22 protein-coding genes are annotated in these 25,448 nt (G+C 73.4%); 4 read left to right on the forward strand and 18 right to left on the reverse strand.

What is annotated here, in order from left to right; translation table 11 throughout:
• Positions 1-11: 11 nt before the first annotated feature.
• From ACFYMO_RS26935 to ACFYMO_RS26945, 3 genes are all read right to left on the reverse strand, one after another.
• Complete coding sequence (locus ACFYMO_RS26935; RefSeq protein ID WP_366773587.1) at positions 12-1,010, reverse strand: hypothetical protein; 999 nt, start codon at positions 1,008-1,010, stop codon at positions 12-14.
• The gene (locus ACFYMO_RS26940; RefSeq protein ID WP_366773588.1) at positions 1,007-2,257 is read right to left on the reverse strand and encodes a glycosyltransferase family 4 protein; all 1,251 of its coding nucleotides are present in this window, start codon (positions 2,255-2,257) and stop codon (positions 1,007-1,009) included. Before ACFYMO_RS26940 ends, ACFYMO_RS26935 begins: the two co-directional genes overlap by 4 nt.
• Positions 2,258-2,527: 270 nt before the next feature.
• Positions 2,528-3,151, reverse strand: coding sequence for a transglycosylase family protein (locus tag ACFYMO_RS26945; RefSeq protein WP_366774538.1), 624 nt, complete (start codon positions 3,149-3,151; stop codon positions 2,528-2,530).
• A gap of 459 nt (positions 3,152-3,610) precedes the next feature.
• Here ACFYMO_RS26945 and ACFYMO_RS26950 point away from each other — a divergent pair, with 459 nt between their 5' ends.
• Positions 3,611-4,426 (forward strand): hypothetical protein, encoded by an 816-nt coding sequence (locus ACFYMO_RS26950; RefSeq protein WP_366774542.1) that lies wholly within the window; start codon positions 3,611-3,613, stop codon positions 4,424-4,426.
• 203 nt (positions 4,427-4,629) lie between these two features.
• Complete coding sequence (locus ACFYMO_RS26955; RefSeq protein WP_366774537.1) at positions 4,630-4,920, forward strand: hypothetical protein; 291 nt, start codon at positions 4,630-4,632, stop codon at positions 4,918-4,920.
• Between the two features lie 54 nt (positions 4,921-4,974).
• Here the strand turns inward: ACFYMO_RS26955 and der are convergent, their stop codons facing one another.
• The 5 genes from der to aroH all read right to left on the reverse strand — a co-directional run bounded on the left by der (position 4,975) and on the right by aroH (position 9,605).
• Positions 4,975-6,453, reverse strand: a complete 1,479-nt coding sequence (gene der / locus ACFYMO_RS26960; protein ID WP_366774536.1) for a ribosome biogenesis GTPase Der — start codon at positions 6,451-6,453, stop codon at positions 4,975-4,977.
• 72 nt (positions 6,454-6,525) lie between these two features.
• Positions 6,526-7,191: a lysophospholipid acyltransferase family protein gene (locus tag ACFYMO_RS26965; protein ID WP_366774535.1), complete on the reverse strand. Its 666-nt coding sequence runs from the start codon at positions 7,189-7,191 to the stop codon at positions 6,526-6,528.
• Positions 7,188-7,922: a (d)CMP kinase gene (gene cmk, locus ACFYMO_RS26970; protein ID WP_254693418.1), complete on the reverse strand. Its 735-nt coding sequence runs from the start codon at positions 7,920-7,922 to the stop codon at positions 7,188-7,190. Before cmk ends, ACFYMO_RS26965 begins: the two co-directional genes overlap by 4 nt.
• Positions 7,923-8,135: 213 nt before the next feature.
• Positions 8,136-9,227 carry a prephenate dehydrogenase gene (locus ACFYMO_RS26975; RefSeq protein ID WP_366774534.1) on the reverse strand — a complete coding sequence of 364 codons (1,092 nt, stop codon included), beginning with the start codon at positions 9,225-9,227 and terminating at the stop codon, positions 8,136-8,138.
• 15 nt (positions 9,228-9,242) lie between these two features.
• On the reverse strand, positions 9,243-9,605 hold the full coding sequence (gene aroH, locus ACFYMO_RS26980) for a chorismate mutase (protein WP_366774533.1): 363 nt from the start codon (positions 9,603-9,605) through the stop codon (positions 9,243-9,245).
• 130 nt (positions 9,606-9,735) lie between these two features.
• Here aroH and ACFYMO_RS26985 point away from each other — a divergent pair, with 130 nt between their 5' ends.
• Positions 9,736-10,056 carry a DUF952 domain-containing protein gene (locus tag ACFYMO_RS26985; protein WP_019355320.1) on the forward strand — a complete coding sequence of 107 codons (321 nt, stop codon included), beginning with the start codon at positions 9,736-9,738 and terminating at the stop codon, positions 10,054-10,056.
• 120 nt (positions 10,057-10,176) lie between these two features.
• On the opposite strand, the gene ACFYMO_RS26990 is transcribed toward ACFYMO_RS26985, so the two are convergent.
• The 9 genes from ACFYMO_RS26990 to ACFYMO_RS27030 form a co-directional block, all read right to left on the reverse strand.
• Positions 10,177-11,409, reverse strand: coding sequence for a pseudouridine synthase (locus ACFYMO_RS26990; RefSeq protein WP_366774532.1), 1,233 nt, complete (start codon positions 11,407-11,409; stop codon positions 10,177-10,179).
• The gene (gene scpB, locus ACFYMO_RS26995) at positions 11,409-12,185 is read right to left on the reverse strand and encodes an SMC-Scp complex subunit ScpB (RefSeq protein WP_366774531.1); all 777 of its coding nucleotides are present in this window, start codon (positions 12,183-12,185) and stop codon (positions 11,409-11,411) included. Before scpB ends, ACFYMO_RS26990 begins: the two co-directional genes overlap by 1 nt.
• Entirely contained in the window at positions 12,178-13,377 is a 1,200-nt protein-coding gene (locus tag ACFYMO_RS27000; RefSeq protein WP_388549569.1) for a segregation and condensation protein A, read from the reverse strand. The genes scpB and ACFYMO_RS27000 overlap by 8 nt, the downstream gene beginning before the upstream one ends.
• 25 nt (positions 13,378-13,402) lie before the next feature.
• On the reverse strand, positions 13,403-14,077 hold the full coding sequence (locus ACFYMO_RS27005; RefSeq protein WP_366774541.1) for a hypothetical protein: 675 nt from the start codon (positions 14,075-14,077) through the stop codon (positions 13,403-13,405).
• Positions 14,074-15,138, reverse strand: coding sequence for a ParA family protein (locus ACFYMO_RS27010; protein ID WP_388549572.1), 1,065 nt, complete (start codon positions 15,136-15,138; stop codon positions 14,074-14,076). Before ACFYMO_RS27010 ends, ACFYMO_RS27005 begins: the two co-directional genes overlap by 4 nt.
• Positions 15,139-15,664: 526 nt before the next feature.
• Positions 15,665-16,780: an alanine dehydrogenase gene (gene ald, locus ACFYMO_RS27015; RefSeq protein ID WP_366774540.1), complete on the reverse strand. Its 1,116-nt coding sequence runs from the start codon at positions 16,778-16,780 to the stop codon at positions 15,665-15,667.
• A gap of 349 nt (positions 16,781-17,129) precedes the next feature.
• Positions 17,130-19,241 (reverse strand): AAA family ATPase, encoded by a 2,112-nt coding sequence (locus tag ACFYMO_RS27020; RefSeq protein ID WP_388549575.1) that lies wholly within the window; start codon positions 19,239-19,241, stop codon positions 17,130-17,132.
• 259 nt (positions 19,242-19,500) lie between these two features.
• On the reverse strand, positions 19,501-20,142 hold the full coding sequence (locus ACFYMO_RS27025; protein ID WP_019354069.1) for an NUDIX domain-containing protein: 642 nt from the start codon (positions 20,140-20,142) through the stop codon (positions 19,501-19,503).
• A gap of 5 nt (positions 20,143-20,147) precedes the next feature.
• Positions 20,148-21,797: a CTP synthase gene (locus ACFYMO_RS27030; RefSeq protein WP_388549579.1), complete on the reverse strand. Its 1,650-nt coding sequence runs from the start codon at positions 21,795-21,797 to the stop codon at positions 20,148-20,150.
• A 410-nt stretch (positions 21,798-22,207) separates the two neighbouring features.
• Here ACFYMO_RS27030 and ACFYMO_RS27035 point away from each other — a divergent pair, with 410 nt between their 5' ends.
• Positions 22,208-24,037 (forward strand): glycoside hydrolase family 15 protein, encoded by a 1,830-nt coding sequence (locus ACFYMO_RS27035; protein ID WP_366774527.1) that lies wholly within the window; start codon positions 22,208-22,210, stop codon positions 24,035-24,037.
• Between the two features lie 113 nt (positions 24,038-24,150).
• On the opposite strand, the gene ACFYMO_RS27040 is transcribed toward ACFYMO_RS27035, so the two are convergent.
• Positions 24,151-25,371, reverse strand: a complete 1,221-nt coding sequence (locus ACFYMO_RS27040; protein ID WP_388549582.1) for a glycosyltransferase family 4 protein — start codon at positions 25,369-25,371, stop codon at positions 24,151-24,153.
• Positions 25,372-25,448 lie beyond the last annotated feature (77 nt).

The raw sequence follows: 25,448 nt of genomic DNA on the forward strand, positions 1-25,448 counted from the left end.
CGCGGCCCGGTTCACTCCGCGCGGTCGATCCGCACCGCCAGGTCGTTGTTGAGCGTGTAGTACGGCTTCGCGGTGACCGCGGCAGTCCCGGCGGCGACCGGCCCGGCCCCGGCCGGTTCCCCGGCGTCCCGGGCGACGGGCTGCGCGGGGTAGGTGAAGATCCGCTTCTTGTCCGGGACATCGTCCAGGATCCGCGCGACCCGCACCGCCTCGGCGCCTTCGGCGGGGCGCAGCCACAGGTCCCACAGCCGGCCCCCGGCCAGCGCCGCGAACGGCAGCACGGCGGCGAACTCCCGCCGGTCGCCGCCCGGCCCGGCCGCGTCGGCGACCACCGGCTCGGCCGGTCCGCGCCGCGGCCATGCCTCCAGCCGCGCGGTGGCGGAGACCTCACCGCCGTAGAGCCGTCCGCCGACCTCCAGGGCACCGTCCCGCATCCGCAGGGCACCGGCCTCGGCGTGCGGCCAGCGCATCCAGGCCCGGACACTGAGGTTGCCGTGCTTGGTGGCGTAGGGGATGCGCACGCCCAGCCAGCCGCGGTTCTCGTGCGGCACCCGGTCCACCAGCGAGCGCAGGTCGTTGACGCCCGGTGAGAGCCTGCGCGGGTCGCGTCCGGCGAGCACGAGGAAGACGTTCCAGCGCCCTTCGGTCAGCCTGACGGTGCTGGGCAGCGCGGCGCGCAGCGTGCCGGGCTCCGCGTCCTGCACCGGGGTCAGCGGCAGCCGTACCTCTTCCGTCTCGCCCGAGGCATCCGGGCGGCGGCGCAGCAGCAGTCCCGCGTCCTCGCTCCCGGTCTCGGCGTCGGTCCCGGCGAGTCTCAGGTCGAAGGTGAGGCCGCCCGCGCTGTCGGCGGTGCAGTCGGTTGCCGGGCCGCGCTGGGCGGGCTGTGGGGGCACGGGTTCTCCAGCGTCGTGGCGGTGCTCCTCCTCTGCGCCGAGGGGACGGGGGGCGAGCAGGCCGTCGGCGACGGACGCCGCTTCTGTGGTGACGGTCCGGATCGTGCTGCCGCTCATGCTGTGTGTCCTCCCTGGAGCGCCGCCTGCCCGTTGGACAGCGCGTCCTTGACGGCGTAGGCCCCGCTCAGCAGCGAGGCGCGGGTACGGTGCAGGCCCCGGCTGCCCTTGCCGACGAGGTCGTGGAGTATCGACTCGTAGCGGGCCCCGATGAGCGAGGGGTCGAAGCGCGCGGAGTCGGCGAGCGCGGCCCGGCCCATCCGGCGGCGCAGTTCGTCGTCGTTGATCAGGCCGAGGAGCGCTCCGGCGACGGCGTCCTCGTCGCCCGTCGGCACGAGACGTCCGTCGACGCCCGGCCGGACGATCTCGGCGGGCCCGTGCGGGCAGTCCGTGGCGACGACGGGCAGACCGCAGCGCATGGCCTCGACGATGGTCATGCCGAAGGACTCCAGGCTGGAGGTCACGGCCGCTATCGACCCCTTGGCCCACTCCGGCTCGATGGGGTGGATGGGTCCCATCAGAAAGACGTGGTTGTAGAGCCCGAGTTCGTCTATCAGGGAGCGAAGCTCCGGCCGCTCCCGCCCTCCCCCGTAGATCCGCAGCCGCCAGTCCGGCCGCTCGGCCACCACCTTGGCGAAGGCGCGCACCAGCAGGTCGTACCGCTTGGCCGGGGCGAGCCGGCCCGCAGCGACGACCCACTTGCTGGTGCCGTCCGCCGGTTCGACGGCGGGTGCGGGGACGCTGTTGGGGACCGCCTCCACCCGGACACCGGGCAGCCGCAGCAGACGGCGGTAGTCGGCGGCGTCGGCCTCGGTGACGGTGGTCAGCGCGTCGAGCCGGGGGTAGACGGTGCGCAGTACGCGTTTGAGGCCGCGCGAGTGGGTCGCGAGAGTGAGGTGCTCCTGTCCCAGTCTCGCCGGCCCGCGCCGGGTCTGGCGGGCGAGGTGGACGTTGAGGCCCGGCCGGGTGCCGATGACGACGTCCGCCCCGGTGCTGCCCAGGTGGTCCCCGATGAGGCGGTCGGTCAACTCGCTGTACATCGGGTACTTGCCGTCGGCCTCCGGGAAGATCTGGGCGGGCCGGGCGTGTTCGGCGCCCAGGCTGTCCGGTGAGCGCACCCCGCGGGTGTCGACGAGATGGCGCAGCCGCACGCCCGGTCCCGGGTCGAACACCGGCCGGTCCCGGGTCCGGAAGACCGAGACGACTTCGACGTCATGGTGTTCGGCCAGGGAACGGGCCAGGTTGTAGGTGGTACGGACGGTTCCCCCGATGGCGTACCCGTTGTGGAGCAAGAAGGAAATGTGCATTTGTCCCGAGTCCCACGCATCCTCGCGGTCAGTCCCCCTCTGTCCGCCTGTCACCGAGCTAGACCGTTAAGTGCGGTGCAGGGTTGGGTGCGTTGAGCAGGTTGTTTCAGAAGAGTTCTGAATGGTTTTACTTTTGTGACCTGTTGAGGGGAACGAAATCCGTGCCCGGGACGTAGCCGACGGTGCCCACGACAGACGCGGCGGCCCCGCCAGGCGTACGCCTGGCGGGGCCGCTCCGCTCCCGGCCGTTCGGCGGCCGGGCGCGAGTGGTCAGACGTCGAGCTTCTGACCGGCGAGGATGAGGTCGGGGTCGCTCCCGATGACGTCCTTGTTGGCGCGGTAGAGGTCCTTCCAGTCCTTGCCGTGCGCCGCGGCGATCGCGCCGAGGGTGTCACCGCTCTCGACCGTGTAGTTGCCGGATCCGCCACGTGTGGCACTGCGGCCGGGGTGCGTGGCGGGGCGGTCGTTCGACGGGGAGTCGCTGCGCGGTGCCGACTGCTGCCCGGAGCCCTGCCCGGACTGCGCCGGACCGGTCGCCCGGGGCGGGGTGCCGGAGGCTCCGGCCTTGACCGAGCAGTTGGGCCAGGCGCCCCAGCCCTGGGCCTGCTGCACCTTGGTGGCGACCGCGATCTGCGCGGCCCTGCTCGCCTGATCGGCGGTGGGCGCGTAGGCGCCGCCGCCGTACGCGCGCCAGGTGCTCGCCGAGAACTGCAGGCCGCCGTAGTAGCTGTTGCCGGTGTTGGCCTGCCAGTTGCCTCCGCTCTCGCACTGGGCGATACGGTCCCACACTCCGTCGTTCGACGCCGCCGAGGCCGTCGGAGCCGTGGCGGCGAGCAGAGCGAGCGGGGCGGCGAGACCGGCACCCGTGAGCACTGCTGTACGACGCTTGGACAAATCAAACCCTCTCCACGAACCCGGGAGACCCCGTTGCTCCCCCGTGCGGGCCGAGCGGCGGTGGGCGCGTCCGGCGCCCGCACTCGACTCCACCTGTCCCGGGTGGTGCTCGATGCACCGCCGAGGAATGTAGGGAGCACCTCGCCCGAATTGCAACCAGAACACGGTCTTTGCAGGCCATGCACCGGTTACCGGCTATAACAGCGGTTTCAGGACACCCCCCGAACAGGTGCATTCCGGGCAGTAGTTGACAGTCCGGCCTCGCCGCTGTGAGTCAGCTCACCAGTCGAACTCCTGCGCGCTCGACAGGTATTGACGGGGTGTGAACTCTTCTCCCGGTTATGTGACCGGTTGCGTACGAACGGGGGACGCGCACCGGCACCCGCGCGTGACCGCGACCACAGGTCTCCCGTTGTCCAGGCGAACAGGAACCGAAAGCCAGGAGTCCCCGTGTCCCCCATGCTCGATGTCAGCGACGCCGTACGCGCCGAGATCGGCGAAGCCGAAGCCGAGAGGCTGCTCGCCGGAGAGAACGCCCCAGGAGACTACGACTGCACCTCGTGCCGCACCCGGGGCAACACCGGACAGGAGCGCACCAGCACCGTGCTGTTCGTCGGCGAGGAGACCGCGGTCCTCGCCTTCGCACACGCGGCCTGCATCCCCTCCCAGGTGGTGACCGTCGCCGAGGACCAGCTCCAGGGCGCGGTACGCACCCTCTCCGCACCCGAGTCCGCACCGGCCGGGCCACCCGCAGCGCCCGCCGTCCCCCCGCCCGCCGCCGAGCCCGGGACGGGGCAGCGCCAGGCGGTGCTGGGCATCACCTGCGGCCAGGTCCTCATCGACGGCACCGCGCGCTCCGCGCTCGTGGTGGAGCCCACCGGCCCGATCTCCCGCCCGGGTTCGGACGGTCCGGGCGACGACTTCCTGCCGCTGCTGATCGAGCAGGGCTTCATGCCCGTCACCGACGTGGGGCTGCTGCCCCCTCCGGTGGCCGGGTGGTCGGTGCTGGTGGCCATGGGCCAGCTGCACGCCGTCTTCCAGCCTCCCGCCACACCCGGCGGGCAGCCGGTCGCCTGGTGGCAGGCGCACCAGCCGCTCGCCGTCACCGAGGGCTGGCGCACTGCGGCCGCCAAGAGCCACACGGTCGTGGTCTACGCCGCTCCCGCGGGCTCCATCGGCCAGCAGCCGCGCGAGGACCTGCTGCGGGAAGCGCTGGAGAAGGCGGCGGCCGGCGGCGTGCTGGTCGCCGGCACGATGCCGCTGACCGGCACATGAGCCACTCCCCGCATGCGTACGGGCCGCGCTCCCGGCACCTTCCGGCGGCCGGGGGCGGGAGCACGGACACCCTCGGGCAACTGGTGCGATCCGGTCATTCGCCACACGGGGCCGCATCCGGCGTGCCGCCCGGTCGTTGGGCAGACGTGCAGCAATACGAGCCTCTCCGAGCCCATCACCCGCATCTCGGCCACGGCCGCGCCGTGAGCGCCTCCGGGGCCCCCGCCGTACCCCGGATGCGGGCGCCGTACAGCTCGTCCCCCGAGGGGTCCACGCCCATCTACGACTCGCTGTACGCGGAGTACCGCAGACTCTTCCGCGCCCTGCCGGGGGACCGCTCCGGCGAGGAGGAGCTGCGCTTCGAGGGGTTCGGCACGGCGCACGGCATCGGGTCGGACTCCTGGAGCGACCAGGAGTCCCCGGCCGCCTGGCACACCCCCTCCTGGCAGCTTCCGGCGCTGCCTCCGGCACCCCGCCACGGCCACCACCGCTGACGCCGATCCGCCGGAACCCGGCCCCGGGTTCCGGCGGGTCAGCGTCCGGAGCGGCTACTTCTTGCGGCCGCGCTTCTCGCGCACCCGGACCGAGATCTGGACCGGGGTCCCCTCGAAACCGAACTCCTCGCGCAGCCGCCGCTCCACGAAGCGCCGGTAGCCGGCCTCCAGGAAGCCCGAGGCGAACAGCACGAAGCGCGGCGGGCGGGTGCCGGCCTGGGTGCCGAAGAGGATGCGCGGTTGCTTCCCGCCGCGTACCGGGTGCGGGTGCGCGGCGACGATCTCGCCGAGGAAGGCGTTGAGCTTGCCCGTCGGGACCCGCGTCTCCCAGCTCTCCAGCGCCGTCTCGATCGCCGGCACCAGCTTCTCCACATGCCGCCCGGTGCGTGCCGAGACGTTGACGCGGGGCGCCCAGCGCACCTGGACGAGGTCCCGCTCGATCTCCCGTTCCAGGTAGTAGCGGCGCTCCTCGTCCAGGGTGTCCCACTTGTTGTAGGCCAGCACCACGGCCCGGCCGGAGTCCACCGCCATGGTGATGATGCGCAGATCCTGCACGCTGATCGACTCGCTGACGTCGATCAGCACGACGGCGACCTCGGCCTTCTCCAGCGCCGCCGCGGTACGCAGCGAGGCGTAGTAGTCGGCGCCCTCGGCCATGTGGACCCGCCGCCGGATACCCGCCGTGTCCACGAACTTCCAGGTCCGGCCGCCGAGTTCGATCAGCTCGTCCACCGGGTCGCGGGTGGTGCCGGCCTCCTCGTTGACGACGACGCGCTCCTCGCCCGCCACCTTGTTCAGCATCGAGGACTTGCCGACGTTGGGACGGCCGATGAGCGCGACCCGGCGCGGGCCGCCCAGCGGGACGCCGTCGAAGCTCTGCCGGGGCGCCTCGGGCAGGGCCTTGAGCACCTCGTCCAGCATGTCGCCCGTACCGCGCCCGTGCAGCGCCGAGACCGGGTGCGGCTCGCCCAGGCCCAGCGACCACAGATAGGCCGCGTCGGCCTCTCCCGAGGGACCGTCGACCTTGTTGGCACACAGCACCACGGGCTTGCCCGCACGGCGCAGCAGCTTGACGACGGCCTCGTCGGTGTCGGTGGCGCCGACGGCCGCGTCCACCACGAACACCACCGCGTCGGCGGCCTCGACGGCGAACTCGGCCTGCGCGGCGACGGAGGCGTCGATGCCGAGGACGTCCTGCTCCCAGCCTCCGGTGTCGACGACCTTGAACCGGCGGCCCGCCCACTCCGCCTCGTAGGTGACCCGGTCCCGGGTGACACCCGGACGGTCCTCGACCACGGCCTCGCGACGGCCGATGATCCGGTTCACCAGGGTCGACTTGCCCACGTTGGGCCGGCCGACGACGGCGAGGACGGGCAGCGGCCCGTGCCCCGCCTCGCCGAGCGCGCCCTCGACCTCGTCCTGGTCGAAGCCCTCCTCGGCGGCGAGCTCCATGAACTCGGCGAACTCGGCGTCACCCAGCTCACCGTGGCCGGGCTCGGTGCCGTCGTCGGCGGGGTGCATCTGGTCGTTCATGACGTCTCGTCCTCGTCGTTCAGCGGGTCTGTGCGGCTGCCGCGCAGGGTGCGGCCGCCGGTGGTACGGGGGTCAGGGTGCGGCGCGGCCGGTGAGCCGCCTGGCCTCGGTCAGATGCCCGGCGAGCCGTTCCCGGAGCCGTACGGTGGCCTCGTCCAGCGCTTTCCTGGTCCGGCGGCCGGAGCCGTCGCCCACGGTGCACGGGTCGCCGAAGACCACGTCGACCCGGCTGCGCAGCGGCGGCAGCGCCCGTATCAGCCGGCCCGGGCGGTCCGAGCTGCCGAGCACCGCGACCGGCACGACGGGTGCGCCGGAGCGCAGCGCGAAGTACGCGAGCCCGCCGCGCAGCGCGGCGAAGTCGCCCTCGCCTCGGGTGCCCTCCGGAAAGATCCCCAGCGCCCCGCCCTGTTTCAGCACCGCCAGCGCGCCGGTCACCGCCGCGCGGTCGGCGCCGCTGCGGTCGACCTCGAGCTGGCCGATACCGTGCAGGAACGGGTCGAGCGGACCGACGAACGCCTCTTTCTTGATCAGGAAGTGCACCGGCCGCGGCGCGGTACCCATCAGCATGGGTCCGTCGATGTTGTGCGCGTGGTTGACCGCGAGGATCACCGGGCCGCTCGCCGGCACCCGCCAGGCGCCCAGCACCCGGGGGCGCCACAGGGAGTACATCAGCCCGATGCCGATCCGGCGGCCGACGGCGGCGCCCCGCTCGCTCGCGGCGGAGTCGGATTCCGTCACCTGGCGGCCTTCTCCCGGTCCTGCGCGGGACCCTCCTTGTCCGCCGCCGCCTTCTCCACGAGGGTGACGACGCACTCGACGACCTGCTCCAGGGTCAGCTCGGTGGTGTCCACCTCGACGGCGTCGTCGGCCTTCTTCAGCGGGGAGGTCTTGCGGCTGGAGTCCGCCCGGTCGCGTGCGGTCAGCGCCTGCTGGGTGGCGGCCAGGTCGCCGACGGAGGTGCCGTCGGCGGTCTTGAGCTCGCCGTTCCGCCGTGCGGCACGCGCCTCGGGAGAGGCGGTGAGGAAGACCTTCAGGTCCGCGTCGGGCAGCACCGTGGTGCCGATGTCCCGGCCCTCGACGACGATCCCGCCGCGCGCCTCCGCCGCGATCGTCCGCTGGAGCCCGGTGATCCGCTCCCGCACCTCGGGCACCGCGCTGACCGCGCTGACCGCGGCGGTGACCTCCTGGGTGCGGATCGGGCCCGAGGCGTCCGCGCCGTCGGCCGAGATCGCCGGGGAGAGCGGGTCGGTGCCCGAGACGATGCTGGGCTTGCCCGCCGCGGCCGCGACGGCGTCGGCGTCGGCGGTGTCGACACCGTTGTTCAGCATCCACCAGGTGATCGCCCGGTACTGGGCCCCGGTGTCGAGGTAGCTCAGCCCCAGCCGGGCCGCGACGGCCTTGGACGTGCTCGACTTGCCCGTGCCGGAGGGGCCGTCGATGGCGACAATCACTGCCGGGGTTGCAGACACGGTTGTGGGCACCTTTCGTGGGTCTGAGGCTCGCGCGCGGCGCACAGGAACGGACGGGACCGCCCTGGGCCCTCGCACAAGGCTACCGGCTGCCACGGACACGCCAGGCCGCGCGTCCGGCCCCCGGCGCCGCCCGCGGTGCGGCCCGGCGGTGCGGCCGCGGCCGGGTCCGAGCGGCGCCCGGGACCCGCCGGCCCGTCGGCCGCGCCGGCCTCACTGCCGCAGGGACCAGCCGCGCTCGCGCAGCGCCTGCTCCAGCACCGGCACCGCACCCGGCTCCACCATGAGCTGCATCCGGCCGGCCTGCTGCCCGGTCGCGTGCTCGATGCGGACATCCTCGATGTTCACACCCACCGATCCGGCGTCGGCGAAGATCCTGGCGAGCTGCCCCGGGCGGTCGCTGATCAGCACCGTCACCGTCTCGTAGGCGGTCGGCGCCTGGCCGTGCTTGCCCGGGACGCGGGCCCGTCCCGCGTTGCCGCGGCGCAGCAGCTCCGCCACGCCCGCGGTCCCGCTGGAGCGCTTCGCCTCGTCGGCCGACTCCAGCCCGCGCAGCGCCCGTACGGCGGCGTCCAGGTCGGTGGCGACCGCGGCGAGGATGTCGGCCACCGGGCCCGGGTTCGCGGAGAGGATGTCCACCCACATCGCCGGGTCGGATCCGGCGATCCGGGTCACGTCCCGGATGCCCTGGCCGCACAGCCGCACATCGGTCTCGGCGGCCTCCTCGAGCCGCGCCGCCACCAGGGTCGAGAGGAGCTGCGGGGTGTGCGAGACCAGCGCGACGGCCCGGTCGTGCGCGTCCGCGTCCATCACCACCGGCACCGCCCCGCACAGCGCGATCAGCTCCAGCGCGAGGTTGAGCACCTCCGTGTCGGTGCCCTGGGTGGGGGTGAGCACCCAGGGGCGCCCCTCGAACAGGTCGGCCGAGGCGGCCAGCGGGCCGGACTGCTCGCGGCCGGACATGGGGTGGCTGCCCAGGTAGGTCGTCAGGTCGCCGCCCCGCTCCAGCAGCTCCCGGCGCGGGCCGCCCTTGACGCTGCCCACGTCGATGACGCCGCGCGCCAGCCCGGCACGCTGCACGTCGGCCACGGTCGCGGCCAGGTGCGCCGGCGGCACGGCCACGATCGCCAGGTCGACGGGTGAGCCGGGGGCCGGTTCCGCCCCGGTTCCGGCGCCCAGCGCGACGGCCGTGCGGACCCGCTCCGGGTCGCGGTCGCGCAGGTGCACCTCGACGCCCCGCGCGGAGAGGGCCAGCGCGGCCGAGGTGCCGATGAGTCCCGTACCGAGCACGAGGGCGGTGCGCATTGCCGTGGGGTGTCCTTACTGGGCGATGTCCTTGCGGAGAGCGGCCGCGGCGCCCAGATAGACGTGCTGGATGCCGGACCTGGGCAACTCGGTCTCCGTGTGAGCAAGGATACGGACCACCCGGGGCATCGCACCCGCGACCTCGAGTTCCTGCGCGCAGATCAGCGGCACGTCCGCGATGCCCAGCTTGCGGGCCGCGGCGGCGGGGAAGTCGCTGTGCAGGTCCGGGGTGGCGGTGAACCAGATGCTGATCAGGTCCTCGGTCGAGAGACTGTTGCGCTCCAGTACCTCGGTCAGCAGTTCCCCGACCCGCTCGTTCAGGTGTCCGGCCTCGTCCCGGTCGAGCTGGACGGCCCCCCGCACCGCACGCACCGCCACCGCCACTCGCCCCTTTCCGACCCGCCGCCGAACCGATCCCTGCCGGTCGCCTGCCCGGCGCGGCCAGGGTAGGTACGTTCCAGCGCGGATGTCCGGGCCGCCCGCACAGTGAGACGGTACAAGTGGAGGCATGCTCTTCCACGTGGTCCCGCTCGACGACTGGTTGCTCGCCCCGGACCGTCCGTACGCGCCACGCGCGCTGGCCGAGGACGGGTTCATCTCCTGCACGCCCGACGAGAAGCAGGCGCTGGCCGTCGCCGACGCGCGTTTCCGCGAGGCGGTGGGGCCGCTGATGGCCCTCATGATCGACGAACGGCGGCTCGACGCCCGCGTCTGCTGGGACCCCGCGCCGCGGATCCACGGTCGGGTGAACCGGTCCGCGGTGGCGGGGATGCTGGAGGTCCGGCGCGACGACGAGGGCCGGGCCGTCGATCTGGCGCTGTGGTCCTGAACTCCCGGGCCCGCCCGCTCCCGGCGGCCGGGCGCGGGGCGCCTTCCGGGCGCCGGTGCCGCGGGCCGGGCGCCCGCGGGCGCGGGCAGGCCCTCCGCGGCTGCGGAGAGCCTCGCGCCGCTACAGGCCGACCTCGCCCATCAGCATGCCGACCTCGGTGTTGGTGAGGCGGCGGAGCCAGCCGGACTTCTGGTCGCCCAGCGCGATGGGGCCGAAGCGGGTGCGCACCAGCCGCTCCACCGGGAACCCGGCCTCGGCCAGCATGCGCCGCACGATGTGCTTGCGCCCCTCGTGCAGCGCGACCTCGACCAGGTAGTTCTTCCCGGTGTTCTCCACGACCCGGAAGTGGTCGGCGCGCGCGTACCCGTCGTCGAGCCGGATCCCGGACTTCAGCTGCTTGCCCAGGTCCCGGGGCAGCGGCCCCTGGATGGCGGCCAGGTAGGTCTTGGTCACGCCGTACCGCGGATGGGTGAGCCGGTGGGCCAGCTCACCGTGGTTGGTGAGCAGGATGATCCCCTCGGTCTCGGTGTCGAGACGGCCCACGTGGAAGAGCCGGGTCTCCCGGTTCTGGACGTAGTCGCCCAGGCACTGACGGCCGTCGGGGTCCTCCATGGAGGCGACGACTCCGGCGGGCTTGTTCAGCGCGAAGAAGAGGTACGACTGGGTGGCGATGGTCAGCCCGTCGACCTTGATCTCGTCCTTCTCCGGGTCGACGCGCAGCCCCTGCTCCCGGACGATCTCGCCGTTGACCTCGACCCTGGCCTGCTCGACCAGTCCCTCGCAGGCGCGGCGGGAGCCCATGCCCGCACGTGCCAGCACCTTCTGCAGGCGCTCGCCCTCCACTTCGCCGAACGTCTTGGGGAGCTTGACCGGGGGCTTGCTGTGCCGGGCCCGGTTGCGCTCCTCGATCTGCGCCTCGTACTCGCGGGGGCGCGCGGGCGCCGAGGCCCGGCGGGCGCGTGCCTTGGGGGCGCCGCTCTTGGTCACGTCCTTGCGCACGTTGCCCTTGCCGCCGGACTTGCCGCCCTGGCCCTTGGCGGCGCCGCCCTGCCCCTTCGGTGCGCCGGGCTTGGCCTTCGGGGCGCCGGGCCTGCCGCTACCGCCGGACCCGGAGGTGCCGGACCCGGAACCGCCCGACCCGGAGCCGCCCTGGGGGTAGCGGCGCTCCTCGGGGCGCGGCGGCCGGGAGTCCGCGGACTGCTGCCGCCCCCGCTGCCCGCCCTGGCCCTGCCGGCCGCCGGAGGCGCCCTGCCCGCGCCGGGCGCCCTGCCCGCGGCCCTCCTGGCCGGCGCGGCTCGCGCCGCCCTGTTTGCCGCCTCGGTTTCCGCCGGTGTTCCTGCCGCTGCTTCGCATCAATGTTCCGTCTGGGAGTCGGGGGAAGGATCGTCTACGTCGAACGACGGCATACCTTCCTGGGTCTCCCCCTCGACGGCCTCCGCTTCCGGGAGGAAGGGCGCCAGCTCCGGAAGCTCGTCCAGGCCGCGCAGGCCCATCCGCTCCAGGAAGTAATGCGTCGTCCTGTAAAGGATCGCACCTGTCTCGGGTTCCGTGCCCGCCTCCTCCAGCAGACCGCGCTGGAGCAGGGTACGCATCACGCCGTCGCAGTTCACACCGCGGACGGCGGAGACCCTCGAGCGGCTGACCGGCTGCCGGTAGGCGACGACGGCGAGGGTCTCCAGCGCCGCCTGGGTCAGCCGGGCCTGCTGCCCGTCCAGCACGAAGCGCTCCACCGCGTCCGCGTAGTCACCACGGGTGTAGAACCGCCAACCGCCCGCGACCAGCCGCAGCTCGAAGCCGCGGCCCTCGACGGTGTACGCGTCGGCCAGCTCGCGCAGCGCGTCCGACACCTCGCGCGGGCGCCGCTCCAGGACCTTGGCCAGGTGCTCGGGGGTGGCGGGCTCGTCGACGACCATCAGCACCGCCTCCAGCGCGGGCTTCAGCGCCAGCTCCGCGACGCCGTCGCTCCCGGCGGGCTCCGCCGCCGCGCCGCGCTCCTCCGCGGCCTCCTGCACCTCGTAGGTCTCCGCGCAGCTCGCCTCCGGGCCTTCGACCGCCCGCTCCGGAGCCTCGGCCTCCGGCGCTCCGGGTGTCCCGCCGGTTCCGGCCCGGTCGCCGACCGCTTCAGTCATCCTTGCGCCCTCCTGGCTCCTGGTCGAACTCGTCGGTCACCAGCGGTGTCCCGTCCCGGGCGTCCGCTGCGCCGCTCCACCTGACGAGGAGCGCGCCCAGCGCCTCGTCCTGGTCCAGTGCGACGGCCCGCTCCCGATACAGCTCCAGCAGCGCGAGGAAGCGGGCGACGACGGTGAGGGTGTCGGGGGCGTCCCGGGTCAGCTCCTGGAAGCTGGCCTCGCCCCGCTCCCGCAGCCTGGCCACGACCACCTCGGCCTGCTCCCGGACGCTGACCAGCGGCGCGTGGATGTGCTCGACGTACACCTGCGGCTTGGGCTTGGGCCGCATCGCCTTGACGGCCAGCCTGGCGAATCCCTCCGGGCCGACGCTGAGGGCCACCTCGGGCAGCAGCTCGGCGTGGTGCGGTTCCAGCCCCACGGTGCGCGGGTGGCGCCGGGCCTCCTCGTCCAGCCGGGCCGCGAAGATGTTCGCGATCTCTTTGTAGGCGCGGTACTGGAGCAGCCGTGCGAAGAGCAGGTCCCGGGCCTCCAGCAGCGCCAGGTCCGCCTCGTCCTCCACCTCGGCCTGCGGGAGCAGCCGGGCGGCCTTCAGGTCGAGCAGCGTGGCGGCGACGACGAGGAACTCGGTGGCCTGGTCGAGGTCCCACTCGGGGCCCATGGCGCGGATGTGGGCCATGAACTCGTCGGTGACCCGGGAGAGGGCGACTTCGGTGACGTCCAGCTTGTGTTTGGAGATGAGCTGGAGCAACAGGTCGAAGGGGCCCTCGAAGTTGTCGAGGACGACCCTGAACCGCCCGTCGTCGGCCTCCTGCTCGCCCTCGGCGGCCCAGGCCGGCTCGGCGGATGATTCGGGGGGCGCTTCCCCGGCGGCCGGTCCGGCGGCTTCTTCCGGACCGACGGGGGGCGCCGCTGCGGGCTCCGCGCGGGGTCCGGCCGGGGACGCGTCGACCGGCCCGGGGGATTCCGCCGCGGACCCGTCCGCCGGTCCGCCGGGCGGTTCGGCGGACTCCGGCGCGGGTGCGGCGCGTTCCGCCGGTACCGGCGCGGGGGGCGCCGCGGGGGCCGGTAGGGGTGCCGCGGCTCCATCGGGACTCCCGACGGCGGCGGGCTCCGCCTCGTACGCCGTCCCGGGCCCCCGCCCCAGCGGTCGGCGGGAGCCCCGGCTGCGGAGTGCGTCGTCAGGAGTGGGCATCGCAGGCAGCGTACTGGCAAGCAGGTCAGCGCCCGCGCAACCGCCGTACGAGAATGCTCGCGTCTCCGCGGGATTCGAGGTCGGCCAGCACGACGGCCACGGCCTCGCGCACGATCCGCCCCCGGTCGACGGCGAGTCCGTGTTCGCCGCGCAGCACCAGCCGGGCGTGTTCGAGGTCCATCAGTTCCTCGGCCGAGACATAAACGGTGATCTTCTCATCGTGCCGCTCGCGCCCGCTGGGGCGGCGGGCCGCCCGGCCGCGGCGGGAGGTCGCCGGTGCGGCGGAGGCCGTCGGGGAGGCCGTTCCCGAAGCACCGGCCGGCTGACGGCCCTTGGCGGCGCCGCTGCGGCGCCCGGTGCGCTCGCCGGGCGCCGGGCCCGCCTGTTGGGGCGGTGCGCTCCGCTGGTCGTCGGCTGTGGCCGTGCCGCGCGCACCGCGCACGGTGCGGCGTGCGCCGCCGGGCTCGCCGCCGGACTCGTCGGCCGCGGAGCGCTGGGCGCCGCCGGTCTCCGGAACCGGCTCGGAGGCGGGAGCGGGCACCTTGGGAGCGGCAGGGGCGTCCGGGGCCGCCGAAGGCTGCGCCGGGGCCTCCCCGTTCGCCTGGCCGACCTGCGTGGACCGCTCCTCCTGCGGCGCGGACGGCTGTACGGCGGCGCCGCCTGTCGTACGGAACAATTCGTCGGCTGCCGGGAGACTCACTCGGCGTGGCACCGGGCGAGCACCTCCCTGGCGAGCTGGCGATAGGCGGCGGCGCCGACGGAGTTGGAGGCGTACGTCGTGATCGGCTCACCCGCGACGGTGGTCTCGGGGAAGCGGACGGTGCGCCCGATGACGGTGTGGTAGACGTTGTCGTCGAACGCCTCGACCACCCGGGCGAGCACCTCGCGGCTGTGCACGGTCCGCGAGTCGTACATCGTCGCCAGGATGCCGTCCAGCTCCAGTTCCGGGTTGAGCCGCTCCTGGACCTTCTCGATCGTCTCGGTCAGCAGCGCGACTCCGCGCAGTGCGAAGAACTCGCACTCCAGCGGGACGATCACCTTGTGCGCCGCGGTGAGCGCGTTGACCGTGAGCAGGCCGAGCGAGGGCTGGCAGTCGATGACGATGAAGTCGTAGTCGTTGAGCAGCGGACCCAGCGCGCGTTGCAGCGTCGACTCGCGGGCCACCTCGCTGACGAGCTGCACCTCGGCCGCCGACAGGTCGATGTTGCTGGGCAGCAGGTCCATCCCGGCCACCGCGGTCTTCAGCAGCACCTCGTCGGGGGCCAGGCCGCGCTCCATCAGGAGGTTGTAGACCGTCAGGTCAAGTTCCATCGGATTGACGCCGAGGCCGACCGAGAGGGCACCCTGCGGGTCGAAGTCGACCAGCAGCACGCGTCGTCCGTACTCCGCGAGCGCCGCGCCCAGGTTGATGGTCGACGTCGTCTTGCCGACGCCGCCCTTCTGGTTGCACATGGCGATGATCTTGGCCGGGCCGTGCTCGTTCACCGGGCCGGGGATCGGGAAGTAGGGCAGCGGGCGTCCGGTCGGGCCGATGCGCTCCCGGCGCTGGCGCGCGGCATCGGGCGCGAGGGTGGCCGCGTACTCCGGATCGGGTTCGTACTCCGCGTCCGGATCGTAGAAGTGGCCCTCGGGCAGCTCGCCCTGGTTGGGGTCGTAGTGCGGGTCACTGTAGTCGGCGAAACGCTCGGCGGACGGACCGTTCGCAGCGTCGCCGGCCGTGGCGTTCACGTGGTGGCCGTCCGTGCTCTGGTTGGCTGTCATGGTGGGCGTCGGGTTCTGGTGGGCTGCGAAGGTGCGGACAGCGACGGAGCCGACACCCTCGGGTCCTGTGGGACCTGAGGACCCCTGGCCTCGTACAGGCGCTCCTGGTTGACCACCCCCGGGAGAAAATGTCGACTCGTTCACAAGTCGTCGTACCTCCTTGGTGACCAGGAAATTTCTCAACAGGTCAGCGTGACACCATGCCGACGGTTGGCGACTCTATGGCGTGTCGGCGGTCCGCAGCAACACAATCCGGCTCAGACGGCCCGATGTGTCGGTATGCGGACCCCCTGCTGTCAAGAGGCTCCCGGGTGACGTCGGGGCGGTTTCCCCGGTGGGCAAAAAGGTTGGACAGTTACGTTAAGGGCAAGTCGGGTCGCCGTCCCGCGGACACGACGACGTCACCGTCCGGACCTTCCCTCCAAGGCCCGGACGGTGACGTGAGGTTGCCGACGTTGACGCCGGGGGTTGACCTGACCGCGGGTTCGCCCCGGCCCCGCGACGGCGGGCGGGCCCGCTCGGCGACTCAGCCCAGCAGCGTCGCGATGTCCCGCACCGGCAGGTCGTGCGCCTCGCCCACCGGACCGTAAGTGACCTCGCCGTCGTGCGCGTTGAGGCCCTTGGCCAGCGCCGGGTCGCGGCGCAGCGCCTCCCGCCAGCCGCGGTTGGCCAGCTCGACGATGTACGGAAGCGTCGCGTTGGTCAACGCGTGCGTGGAGGTGTTCGGCACGGCGCCGGGCATGTTGGCGACGCAGTAGAAGACCGAGTCGTGGACGCGGAAGGTCGGCTCGGCGTGCGTGGTCGGCCGCGAGTCCTCGAAGCAGCCGCCCTGGTCGATCGCGATGTCGACAAGGACACTTCCCGGCTTCATCCGGGAGACCAGCTCGTTGCTGATCAGCTTCGGAGCCTTGGCGCCCGGGATCAGCACGGCGCCGACCACCAGGTCCGCCTCGAGCACCGCACGCTCCAGCTCGAAGGCGTTGGAGGTGATGGTGCGCACCCGGTTGCCGAAGATCCTGTCGGCCTCACGGAGCTTGTTGACGTCCTTGTCCAGCAGGGTGACGTGGAAGCCGAGACCGACCGCGATCTGGGTGGCGTTCCAGCCGGAGACCCCACCGCCGATCACGACGGCGCGGCCGGGGTTCACGCCGGGCACCCCGCCGGGCAGCACGCCGCGGCCGCCGGCGGAGGCCATCAGGTGGTAGGCGCCGACCTGCGGGGCGATCCGGCCCGCGACCTCGGACATCGGGGCGAGCAGCGGAAGGGTGCGGTTGGCGGGCTCGACGGTCTCGTAGGCGATGGCCGTGGTGCCCGACTCCAGCAGCGCGTCGGTGCACTCGCGCGAGGCGGCCAGGTGGAGGTAGGTGAAGAGGGTCTGGTCCTTGCGGAGCCGGTGGTACTCCTCGGCGACCGGCTCCTTGACCTTCAGCAGCAGGTCGGCGGTGGCCCACACCTCGTCCGCCGTGCCCAGGATGGTGGCACCGGCGCCGGTGTACTCGGTGTCGGGGATGGAGGAGCCGACCCCGGCGCCCTTCTCCACGTACACGTCGTGGCCATTCCGCACCAGTTCGTTCACCCCGGCCGGGGTGATGGCGACACGGAACTCGTTGTTCTTGACCTCGCGGGGGATACCGACCTTCACGTCGATCACGGTCCTTCACTCAGGGGTGCAGAAGGCAGAGAAAGCCGGGTCGCGCATGCTCGAAAACACCGGGGGGACCGCGGCTCGACCAGTCTAATGAAGGAGGCTGAGCTGTCCAGCCTTACAAACAGTCGATCTTTTTCGAGATTGCTATGTGATTCGCAGGTTCCCGACGGAGGGCCGCGACAGCGCCCCCGCGAGTGCCGCGAACGGTCACCGAGTGGCACATGTCACACTCCTCAGAGGGCCCGGGAATTCGTTCCGTTTCCACCCCTCGGCCAGTTCCGTCCCCGGCCAGGTCCCATTCCGGCGCCCCGCGCTCGGCTCCGGTTCCGGGCCGGGCCGGTTCTCAGTCCCCCGCGGCCCCGGCGGAGCCCGCCGCGGGGCGCCGCAGCCGCGCGGCCGCCGTCCGGTACCGCCGGGCGTCCCGCAGGCTCCCGGCCCGCTCGCACGCCTCCGCGGCCCGCAGCGCCAGTTCCGCCGCCAGCCGGGCCTCCCCCGCGTCCCGGGAGATCCCGTACGCCTGGCCCCAGGTGCGCAGCGCGTCCGTCCGACGCCCCGACTGCTCCTGCACCGCCGCCACCTCGGCGAGCGCCCGCGCCCGCGCGGCCGGCTCCTGGAGCCTGCGGAAGGCGGCCGCCGCGGCCCGCCACGCCCGCAACGCCTCCTGCGGGCGCGCCGCCCAGGTGTGCACGGCGCCGATCCGGCCGTGCAGCCGTGCCACCGCCGCCCGGTCCGCGTGTTCGTCCCGGGCCAGCCGCAGCGCCAGCGCGCGGCCGTACCAGTCGGCGGCGCGGTCCCAGTCGGCCAGCTCCGCGTAGCCGTCGCCCAGCGACTCCAGGGCCCGGCCCGCCGCCCACTCGTCCTCTCCCTCCCATGCCGCGTCCAGCGCCGCGCGGTAGCGGACGAGGGCCTCCGCCCAGCGATCCGTGCGCGCGTCCAGATCCCCGAGGTTGAGCAGCGCGGCGGCACGCTCCCGGTCCCTGCCGTTGCGCTCGGCCACCAGCAGCACCAGCTCGTGCAGTTCGTAACGGTCGGACGCGGCCTGCTCGGGCGCCTCGTGCGCGTCGAAGGCCCGGGCCAGTGCCGACACCAGGCGGCGGGCCAGCGTGTCGAGTTCGCCCGCGCCCTCCGCGACGGCCGCCCGGACGGCCGACAGCAGCGCCGGGCGCCGGGTGCGCAGCCAGTTCCGCGCCTCCAGGGGATGCAGGAAGCGCAGCCCGCGCGGCATTCCCGCCAGTTGCCGGCGCGCCTCGGACCCCGACGGTTCGCACACCGCTCGGCATGCCTGGAGCCGGCTGACCAGCCGCTCCAGCATCCGCGCCCGGGCCAGCAGCACCTCGTCCGGCTGCTCGTGCGCGGCCGACGCGGCGCGCAGCAGCGGATCCAGACACCCCGGAACCCGGTAGTGGGCGGAGTCGAGCGGACGCAGCAGACCGAGCCGCACATAGTCGTCCAGCGCCGCGTGCGCGCTGCTCAGCGAGCAGCCGCCGAGCGCGGAGGCGAGCTGCGGATCGACGAACCCCGCCGGTGCGAGGGCGAGCAGCCGCAGCAGGCGCCCCTGCGGACGCGGGAGGGAGTCGTGGACGAGCCAGAAGGCCCGCTCCAGCGGGTCCGGGGCCGCCGGGATCCGCGCGGCCTCGCCGGAGTGCGCCTCCTCCGGCGTCGGCGGACCGCTTTCGGCCAGCGCCCGGGAGGCGTCGAGCAACGACCGCTTGGGGTGGGCGCCGAGCCAGCCGCTCAGCAGCGTGAGCGCCGCCGGGAGGGCACCGCACTGCTCGACGAGTGTCTCGGCGCTGCGCGGATCCACGGTGACCCGGGGCGAGGAGCCGGCGTGCCGGGAGAGCAGCGCCACGGCACTCGTGCGGTCGAGACCGCCGAGTGCGCACGGGCGGACGTCGGGCACATCGGTGAGCGGCCCCGAGGAGACGGCGACCACCAGGCAGTCGCGGCTCTCCGGCGCCAGGTCGAGGAGCTGCTCGGAGTCGGCCACGTCGTCGAGGAACAGCAGGACCCGGCCGCGGCGCTCGAGGGCGGAGCGCAGCGCCTCGGCGACATCCGCCGGGTCGGCACCGGGCGGCGGGTCCTGGACCGCCGCGTCCTCCTCGGGGCGGAGCGCCGAGCCGGGCCCGGCGCTCCGGGCAAGGGAGGCCAGCAGGTCGCGGGCGGTGCGTTCGGTGGGAACCGGGATCCCGCCGGGCTCGGTGAGCCGGGCCCGCAGCACCCCGCCGGGATAGCGGTCGGCCACCTGCCGGACGAACTCCTCGGCCAGCGTGGTGCGGCCCGATCCGGCCGCCCCCGCGATCAGCAGTACCCGGCTCTGCGGGAGCGGGCGCCCGGACATGGTGTGCAGCCCGGCGCTCTCCAGGTCGGCGCGCAGCGCGCGCAGTTCGCGGTCGCGGCCCGTGCAGGAGTGGGGGCCCGGCCCCGCGGCCGCGGGCTGCACCGCCTGATCTGTCACGGGCTACGCTCCCGTTCGCTGTTCACCTGGTGTGTGCGCGGACGAATACGGCGAGCGTAGTTCACCGCGGGCCGCCGACCGGCGCGAACGGGCCCCGCGCCCGCCCCGGGAATCACCACATCGGCTCAGGTCGGCCGGGCCGGGGCGCCTCCGACCGGGAGCCCCGCCGCCCCGCCCGGCGGACCACCGGAAGGCGGCCGCGCGCGGCGAGGGGCGGGGGAGGCGCGGGCGCGAAGCGCGGGGCGGCTCCCGCGGGCGGCTACATCGGGTCGAAGGGCCGGGCGGGCCAGGGGGCCTGGGCGGGACGCAGCGCACCGAGACCGCCACCGCTGGAGAGCGCGGCGCTCAGCGCCAGGCACCCGACCACGAGGCAGTTGTTGTGCAGCTGCCCGGCGAGCGCCCCCCGCACCAGTTCTTCCATCGGCACCCTGGCCAGCTCCATGTCGGCCTCTTCCCCGGAGACCTCGAAGCGCGCGCCCTCGGCCTCGGACAGCCGCCGGGCCAGGAAGATCCGCACGGCTTCGTCGCTGCCGCCGGGGGTGGTGTAGACGTCGACCAGGACCCGCCAGTCCTCGGCCTGGACGTGGGCCTCCTCGTACAGCTCCCGCTGCGCGGCGGCCAGCGGGTTCTCGCCGGGGACGTCCAGCAGCCCGGCCGGGATCTCCCACAGCTTCTCGCGGACGGGGTGCCGGTACTGGCTGAGGACGAGCACGTGGTCCTGGTCGTCCAGGGCCAGCACGGCGACCGAACCGGGGTGGGTCTGGTAGTCGCGGCTGACGGCGACCCCGTCGGGCATGACGACGTGGTCGGTGCGGACCCCCGTCTTGGCGCCCTGGAACGGTGTGGAGGTCGCGGTGACCTCCCACTCCTCGGGAGTGTCGGCGATACGGGACGCGGACACGGCGCTCACTCCCCCTGCTGGCCCGCCACGGCGGCCTTGACCAGGCCGGCGAAGAGCGGGTGCGGGCGGGTCGGCCGGGAGCGCAGCTCGGGGTGCGCCTGGGTGCCGACCAGGTAGGGGTGCACCTCGCGCGGGTACTCGACGTACTCGACGAGCTTGTTGTCGGGCGAGGTGCCGGAGAAGACCAGTCCGGCCTTCTTCTCCAGTTCGGTGCGGTAGTGGTTGTTGACCTCGTAGCGGTGGCGGTGGCGCTCCTCGACGTAGGGCTCGCCGCCGTAGGTCTCGCGCACGATGGAGGCGTCGGCGAGCTTGGCCGGGTACATGCCCAGCCGCATGGTGCCACCCATGTCTCCCTCGCCCGCGACGATGTCGAGCTGCTCCTCCATGGTGGAGATGACCGGGTGTGCGGTGCCCTGGTCGAACTCGGTGGAGTTGGCGTCCTCGATGCCGGCCAGGTTGCGGGCGCCCTCGACGACGATGCACTGCAGCCCCAGGCAGAGGCCGAGCAGCGGAACGCGGTGCTCGCGGGCGTAGGTGATGGCGCCGACCTTGCCGTCCACGCCGCGCTCGCCGAATCCGCCGGGGATGCAGACGGCGTCGCAGTCGCCGAGTTCGCGCTCGGCGCCTTCCGGGGTGCGGCAGTCGTCTGAGGTGACCCACTTGATCTTGACGCGGGCCCGGTTGGCGAAGCCGCCCGCCCGCAGCGCCTCGGTGACCGACAGATAGGCGTCGGGCAGGTCGATGTACTTGCCGACCAGGGCGACCTGCACCTCGTGGTCCGGCTGGTGGACCCGACGCAGCAGGTCGTCCCACTGGGTCCAGTCCACGTCGCGGAAGGGCAGGTCCAGCTTGCGGACGACGTAGGCGTCCAGGCCCTCGGAGTGCACGACCTTGGGGATGTCGTAGATGGAGCGCGCGTCCTTGCAGGCGACCACGGCGGCGTCGTCCACGTCGCACATCAGCCCGATCTTCCGCTTGATGGAGACGGGCACGTCGCGGTCGGCCCGCAGCACGATGGCGTCGGGCTGGATGCCGATGTTGCGCAGCGCGGCGACCGAGTGCTGGGTGGGCTTGGTCTTCAGCTCCCCGGAGGGGCCGATGTAGGGCAGCAGCGAGATGTGGACGACGAAGACGTTGTCGCGGCCCACCTCGTGCCGGACCTGGCGGACGGCTTCCAGGAAGGGGAGCGACTCGATGTCGCCGACGGTGCCGCCGACCTCGGTGATGACGACGTCCACGTCGTCGGTGGCCATCCGGCGGATGCGGTGCTTGATCTCGTTGGTGATGTGCGGGATGACCTGCACGGTGTCGCCCAGGTACTCGCCGCGCCGCTCCTTGGCGATGACCGTGGAGTAGACCTGGCCGGTGGTGACGTTGGCGCTGCCGTCGAGGTCGACGTCGAGGAAGCGCTCGTAGTGGCCGATGTCCAGGTCGGTCTCGGCGCCGTCGTTGGTGACGAACACCTCACCGTGCTGGAAAGGGTTCATCGTGCCCGGGTCGACGTTCAGGTAGGGGTCGAGCTTCTGCATGGTCACCCGCAGGCCGCGCGCCTTCAGGAGCGCGCCCAGGCTGGAGGCGGTGAGCCCCTTGCCGAGCGAGGAGGCGACACCCCCGGTGACGAAGAGGTGCTTGGTCGTCATGGACGTAGGCGGCATGGCCAAGAGGGGGCTCCCGTGGTCGCTTGGTGGGGTGCGATGGCTGCGTCCCGGATGGGTGGCCCGGGTGGCCTCGCTGCGGTTCGGGGGGCTGCCGTCTCGAACACTTCGCGTTCGCGCGCCCACCGCTCCACGGGCTACCAGCGTAACAGTGCCGAGGGGGCGGTGCCGCTGCCGAGGCCCGTCGGCGGGTGGGCGTCTCGACCGGGTGCGCCCCAGGGTGACGGGAGAGTCGCAGCAGGTGAAGCCCTCGGTCAAGCTCACCCCATCGGCGCAGCCGGACTCAGCCGACCGTCGGGCGGAAGGGATCGCTGCGTCGTATCCTGCACGGACACTTGCCTGGGGACAGGCAGAAACTCACAGGTCATCCAGCACGTCCCGCGGGGGCGTCGCAGTTCGTTCGACTGGAGATGCACGTGGCTGGGCGCATCGAAGATTACGCACTCATCGGGGATATGCAGACTGCGGCCCTGATCGGCAGGGACGGCTCGGCCGACTGGCTCTGCCTACCCCGCTTCGACTCCCATGCGGTGTTCGCCGGGCTGCTCGGCACCGAGGAGCACGGGTTCTGGCGGGTGGGTCCGGCGCACCCGGCCGGCGGCGACCCGCCACCGGCCGACCGCCGCCGCTACCGGGGGGACTCCCTCGTACTGGAATCGGAGTGGGACACCCCTCGGGGTACCGTCCGGATCATCGACTTCATGCCTCCGCGTGAGAACCACGCACCGCAGTTGGTGCGCATCGTGGAGGGCGTCAGCGGGCGGGTGCGGATGCGCTCGGCACTGCGGATGCGGTTCTCCTACGGCTGGGTGGTGCCGTGGGTGCACAAGGAGGGCCGGCGCACGGTCGCCGTCGCCGGGCCGGACTCGGTCTGGCTGGACACCGAGGCCGACACCTACGGAAAGGACCTGACGACCTACTCCGACTTCACCGTCGGCCCCGGCGACCGGGTGGCGTTCACCATCAGCTGGGAGGCGTCGCACCGGCCCGCGCCGGAGCTTCCCGAGCCGGAGGAGGCGCTGCGCACCACCGAGGACTTCTGGCGCGAGTGGGTCGAGACCTGCACGTACCACGGGCCCTACCGGGAGGCCGTGGTGCGCTCGCTGATCACGCTCAAGGCGCTGACCTACGCGCCCACCGGCGGGATCGTCGCCGCGCCGACCACCTCGCTGCCGGAGGAGATCGGCGGGGTACGGAACTGGGACTACCGTTTCACCTGGCTGAGGGACGCGGCCATCACCCTCTCCTCCCTCCTGCGCACCGGGTACCGCGAAGAGGCCCGCGCGTGGCGCGAGTGGCTGCTGAGGGCGGTCGCCGGCGACCCGGAGAACCTCCAGATCATGTACGGCATCGCGGGCGAACGCGAGTTGTCCGAGGCCGAGTTGAGCTGGCTGCCGGGGTACGAGGGCTCCAAGCCGGTGCGGGTGGGGAACGGTGCGGCGGGCCAGCTCCAGCTCGATGTGTACGGCGAGATGGTCGAGGCACTGCACCTGGGCCATATGACGGGCCTGGCACGCAACGACTACGCCCAGCTGCTCCAGCTCAAGCTGATCGGCTATCTGGAGGACCACTGGGAGGAGAAGGACGAGGGCATCTGGGAGGTGCGCGGCCCGCGCCGGCACTTCGTGCACTCCAAGGTGATGGCCTGGGTGGCCGTCGACCGCACGGTCAAGCTCATCGAGTCGGGCGACGTGGACGGGCCGCTGGAGCGGTGGCGCAACCTGCGGGACGAGATCCACCGCCAGGTCTGCGAGAAGGGCTACGACAAGGAACGGAACACCTTCACCCAGTCCTACGGCTCCAAGGAGCTGGACGCCTCGCTGCTGCTGATCCCGCAGATGGGCTTCCTGCCGCCGGACGACAAGCGGGTGATCGGCACCATCGAGGCCATCCAGCGGGAGTTGACCACCGAGGACGGCTTCGTGCTGCGCTACCCGACCAGCAGCGAGGCGGGCGCCGACGGCACGGCCGAGAACGTGGACGGCCTCGCGGGCGAGGAGGGGGCCTTTCTGGCCTGCTCCTTCTGGCTCGCCGACGATCTGGCGATGATCGGCCGGGTGGAAGAGGCCCGGAAGCTGTTCGAGAAGCTGCTGGCACTGCGCAACGACGTGGGTCTGCTGGCCGAGGAGTGGGACTCCGCGCGCCAGCGGCAGGTCGGCAACTTCCCGCAGGCGTTCAGCCATGTCCCCCTGATCGACACCGCGCTGCGGCTGACCGCATCAGGGGCGTACGGGGTCTGACCGTACGCCCCGTTTCGAGTGCCCGGTGCGCGGAAGCGCGCCGGGCAGCTCTCGGCAGGAGTCTTCGGTCGTCGGATACCGCGGTACCTGCCGCCCGGCGGTCGGCACCGGGCTCAGCGATCCGCGGCAGCGCGGGTCACCTCGTCGTACACGCTGAGGACCAGCGCGGCCGTGTCGTCCTCGCCGGGCCAGGTGCGCGCCCGGGCACGTCCCGCCGCGCCGAGCGCGGCGCGGCGGGCCGGATCGGCCAGCAGGCCCAGTACGGCGGAGGCGAGCGAGTCGGCGTCACCGGAGGGGACCAGCACGGCGGCGCTGCCGACCAGTTCGGGAACGCCGCCGCTCGCCGCCGCGACCAGCGGCACGCCCGCGCGCAAAGCTTCCTGGGCGACCAGCGACGGCCCCCGGCAGCGGGTGGGCTGCAGCGCGATGTCGGCCTCCGCCAGCAGCCGCAGTGCGTCGTCCCGCCGCCCCAGCAGCCGTACCGGCAGCTTCTCCTCGTCGATACGGCGCTGCAGCGCGTCGCGTTCGGGGCCCTCTCCCGCGACGGCGAGCAGCGGCGCCGGAGTGAGGCCCCGCCAGGCACGGGCAGCGGTCAGCGCGGTGTGGTGGCCGCGCCGCCCGTCCAGCCGGCCGACAGCCATCAGCAGGGGCCGGTCCGCCGCCCCGATCCTCGCGCGCGCCGCGCTCCGGAACCCGTCCTGGGCTGCCGCGTCCTCCCGGTCCGGCGGCGGCACGGCTCCGGTCAGCGGGACGGGTGCCGGTGCGAGGCGTGCGTCCCGGGCTCCGCTGCGGCGCGCGGCATCCACGAGTTCCGTGGTGGTCCCCAGGACGACGGTCGCGGCACGGGCCACCCGCCGGAGCAGGAGCCGGGCCACCAGGTCGTGGGCGGCGTCCGCCCGGGAGGCGTGTCCGGGTCCGGCGCGCGGCAGTGCGTGCCAGGTGACGACGAGCGGCACCGGGCCCCGCCGTCTGCCGAGCGCGAGGGCGGCCAGCAGTCCGGCGCGCAGGCCGTGCGCGTGGACCAGGTCGGCTTCCGCGCAGACCGCGCGCAACCGGGCCACCGCCTCGGCCTCCGAACGGCCGGGGAGGGCGGTGAACTCCGCGCCGGTTCCGGTGAACGAGTGCCGCAATGCTTCGTCGTGCCGGGTGCACACCGTCACCCGCACCCCGCGCGCGGTCAGTCCCCGGGCCAGCGAGCGCGCGTGGGCCGCCGTACGCGCCGAGGGTACGTACGTCCCGTCGGCCGCCGGGCCGCCCCCGAGCACATGCACGGCGTGCGGCGGCCGCGCACCGACCGCGGGCCGGCGTGCGGCGTGGGTACGGCTCGGGCTCACGGCGGTCGGGCTCCCTGGCTCGGGGATGGGCGCATGCGTGCCCAGGATGCCAGCCGAACCGGGACCGGCGCGCCGCC

The organism is Streptomyces sp. NPDC007025 (assembly GCF_042869455.1).
GTDB lineage: Bacteria > Actinomycetota > Actinomycetes > Streptomycetales > Streptomycetaceae > Streptomyces.

Excerpts from the sequence above, each read along its gene's own strand:
- ACFYMO_RS26935 (WP_366773587.1), bottom strand. The coding sequence starts at position 1,010 with ATGAGCGGCAGCACGATCCGGACCGTCACCACAGAAGCGGCGTCCGTC.
- ACFYMO_RS26940 (WP_366773588.1), bottom strand. The coding sequence starts at position 2,257 with ATGCACATTTCCTTCTTGCTCCACAACGGGTACGCCATCGGGGGAACC.
- ACFYMO_RS26950 (WP_366774542.1), top strand. The coding sequence starts at position 3,611 with ATGCTCGATGTCAGCGACGCCGTACGCGCCGAGATCGGCGAAGCCGAA.
- der (WP_366774536.1), bottom strand. The coding sequence starts at position 6,453 with ATGAACGACCAGATGCACCCCGCCGACGACGGCACCGAGCCCGGCCAC.
- ACFYMO_RS26975 (WP_366774534.1), bottom strand. The coding sequence starts at position 9,227 with ATGCGCACCGCCCTCGTGCTCGGTACGGGACTCATCGGCACCTCGGCC.
- ACFYMO_RS26985 (WP_019355320.1), top strand. The coding sequence starts at position 9,736 with ATGCTCTTCCACGTGGTCCCGCTCGACGACTGGTTGCTCGCCCCGGAC.
- ACFYMO_RS26990 (WP_366774532.1), bottom strand. The coding sequence starts at position 11,409 with ATGCGAAGCAGCGGCAGGAACACCGGCGGAAACCGAGGCGGCAAACAG.
- scpB (WP_366774531.1), bottom strand. The coding sequence starts at position 12,185 with ATGACTGAAGCGGTCGGCGACCGGGCCGGAACCGGCGGGACACCCGGA.
- ACFYMO_RS27000 (WP_388549569.1), bottom strand. The coding sequence starts at position 13,377 with ATGCCCACTCCTGACGACGCACTCCGCAGCCGGGGCTCCCGCCGACCG.
- ACFYMO_RS27010 (WP_388549572.1), bottom strand. The coding sequence starts at position 15,138 with ATGACAGCCAACCAGAGCACGGACGGCCACCACGTGAACGCCACGGCC.
- ACFYMO_RS27030 (WP_388549579.1), bottom strand. The coding sequence starts at position 21,797 with ATGCCGCCTACGTCCATGACGACCAAGCACCTCTTCGTCACCGGGGGT.
- ACFYMO_RS27035 (WP_366774527.1), top strand. The coding sequence starts at position 22,208 with ATGCACGTGGCTGGGCGCATCGAAGATTACGCACTCATCGGGGATATG.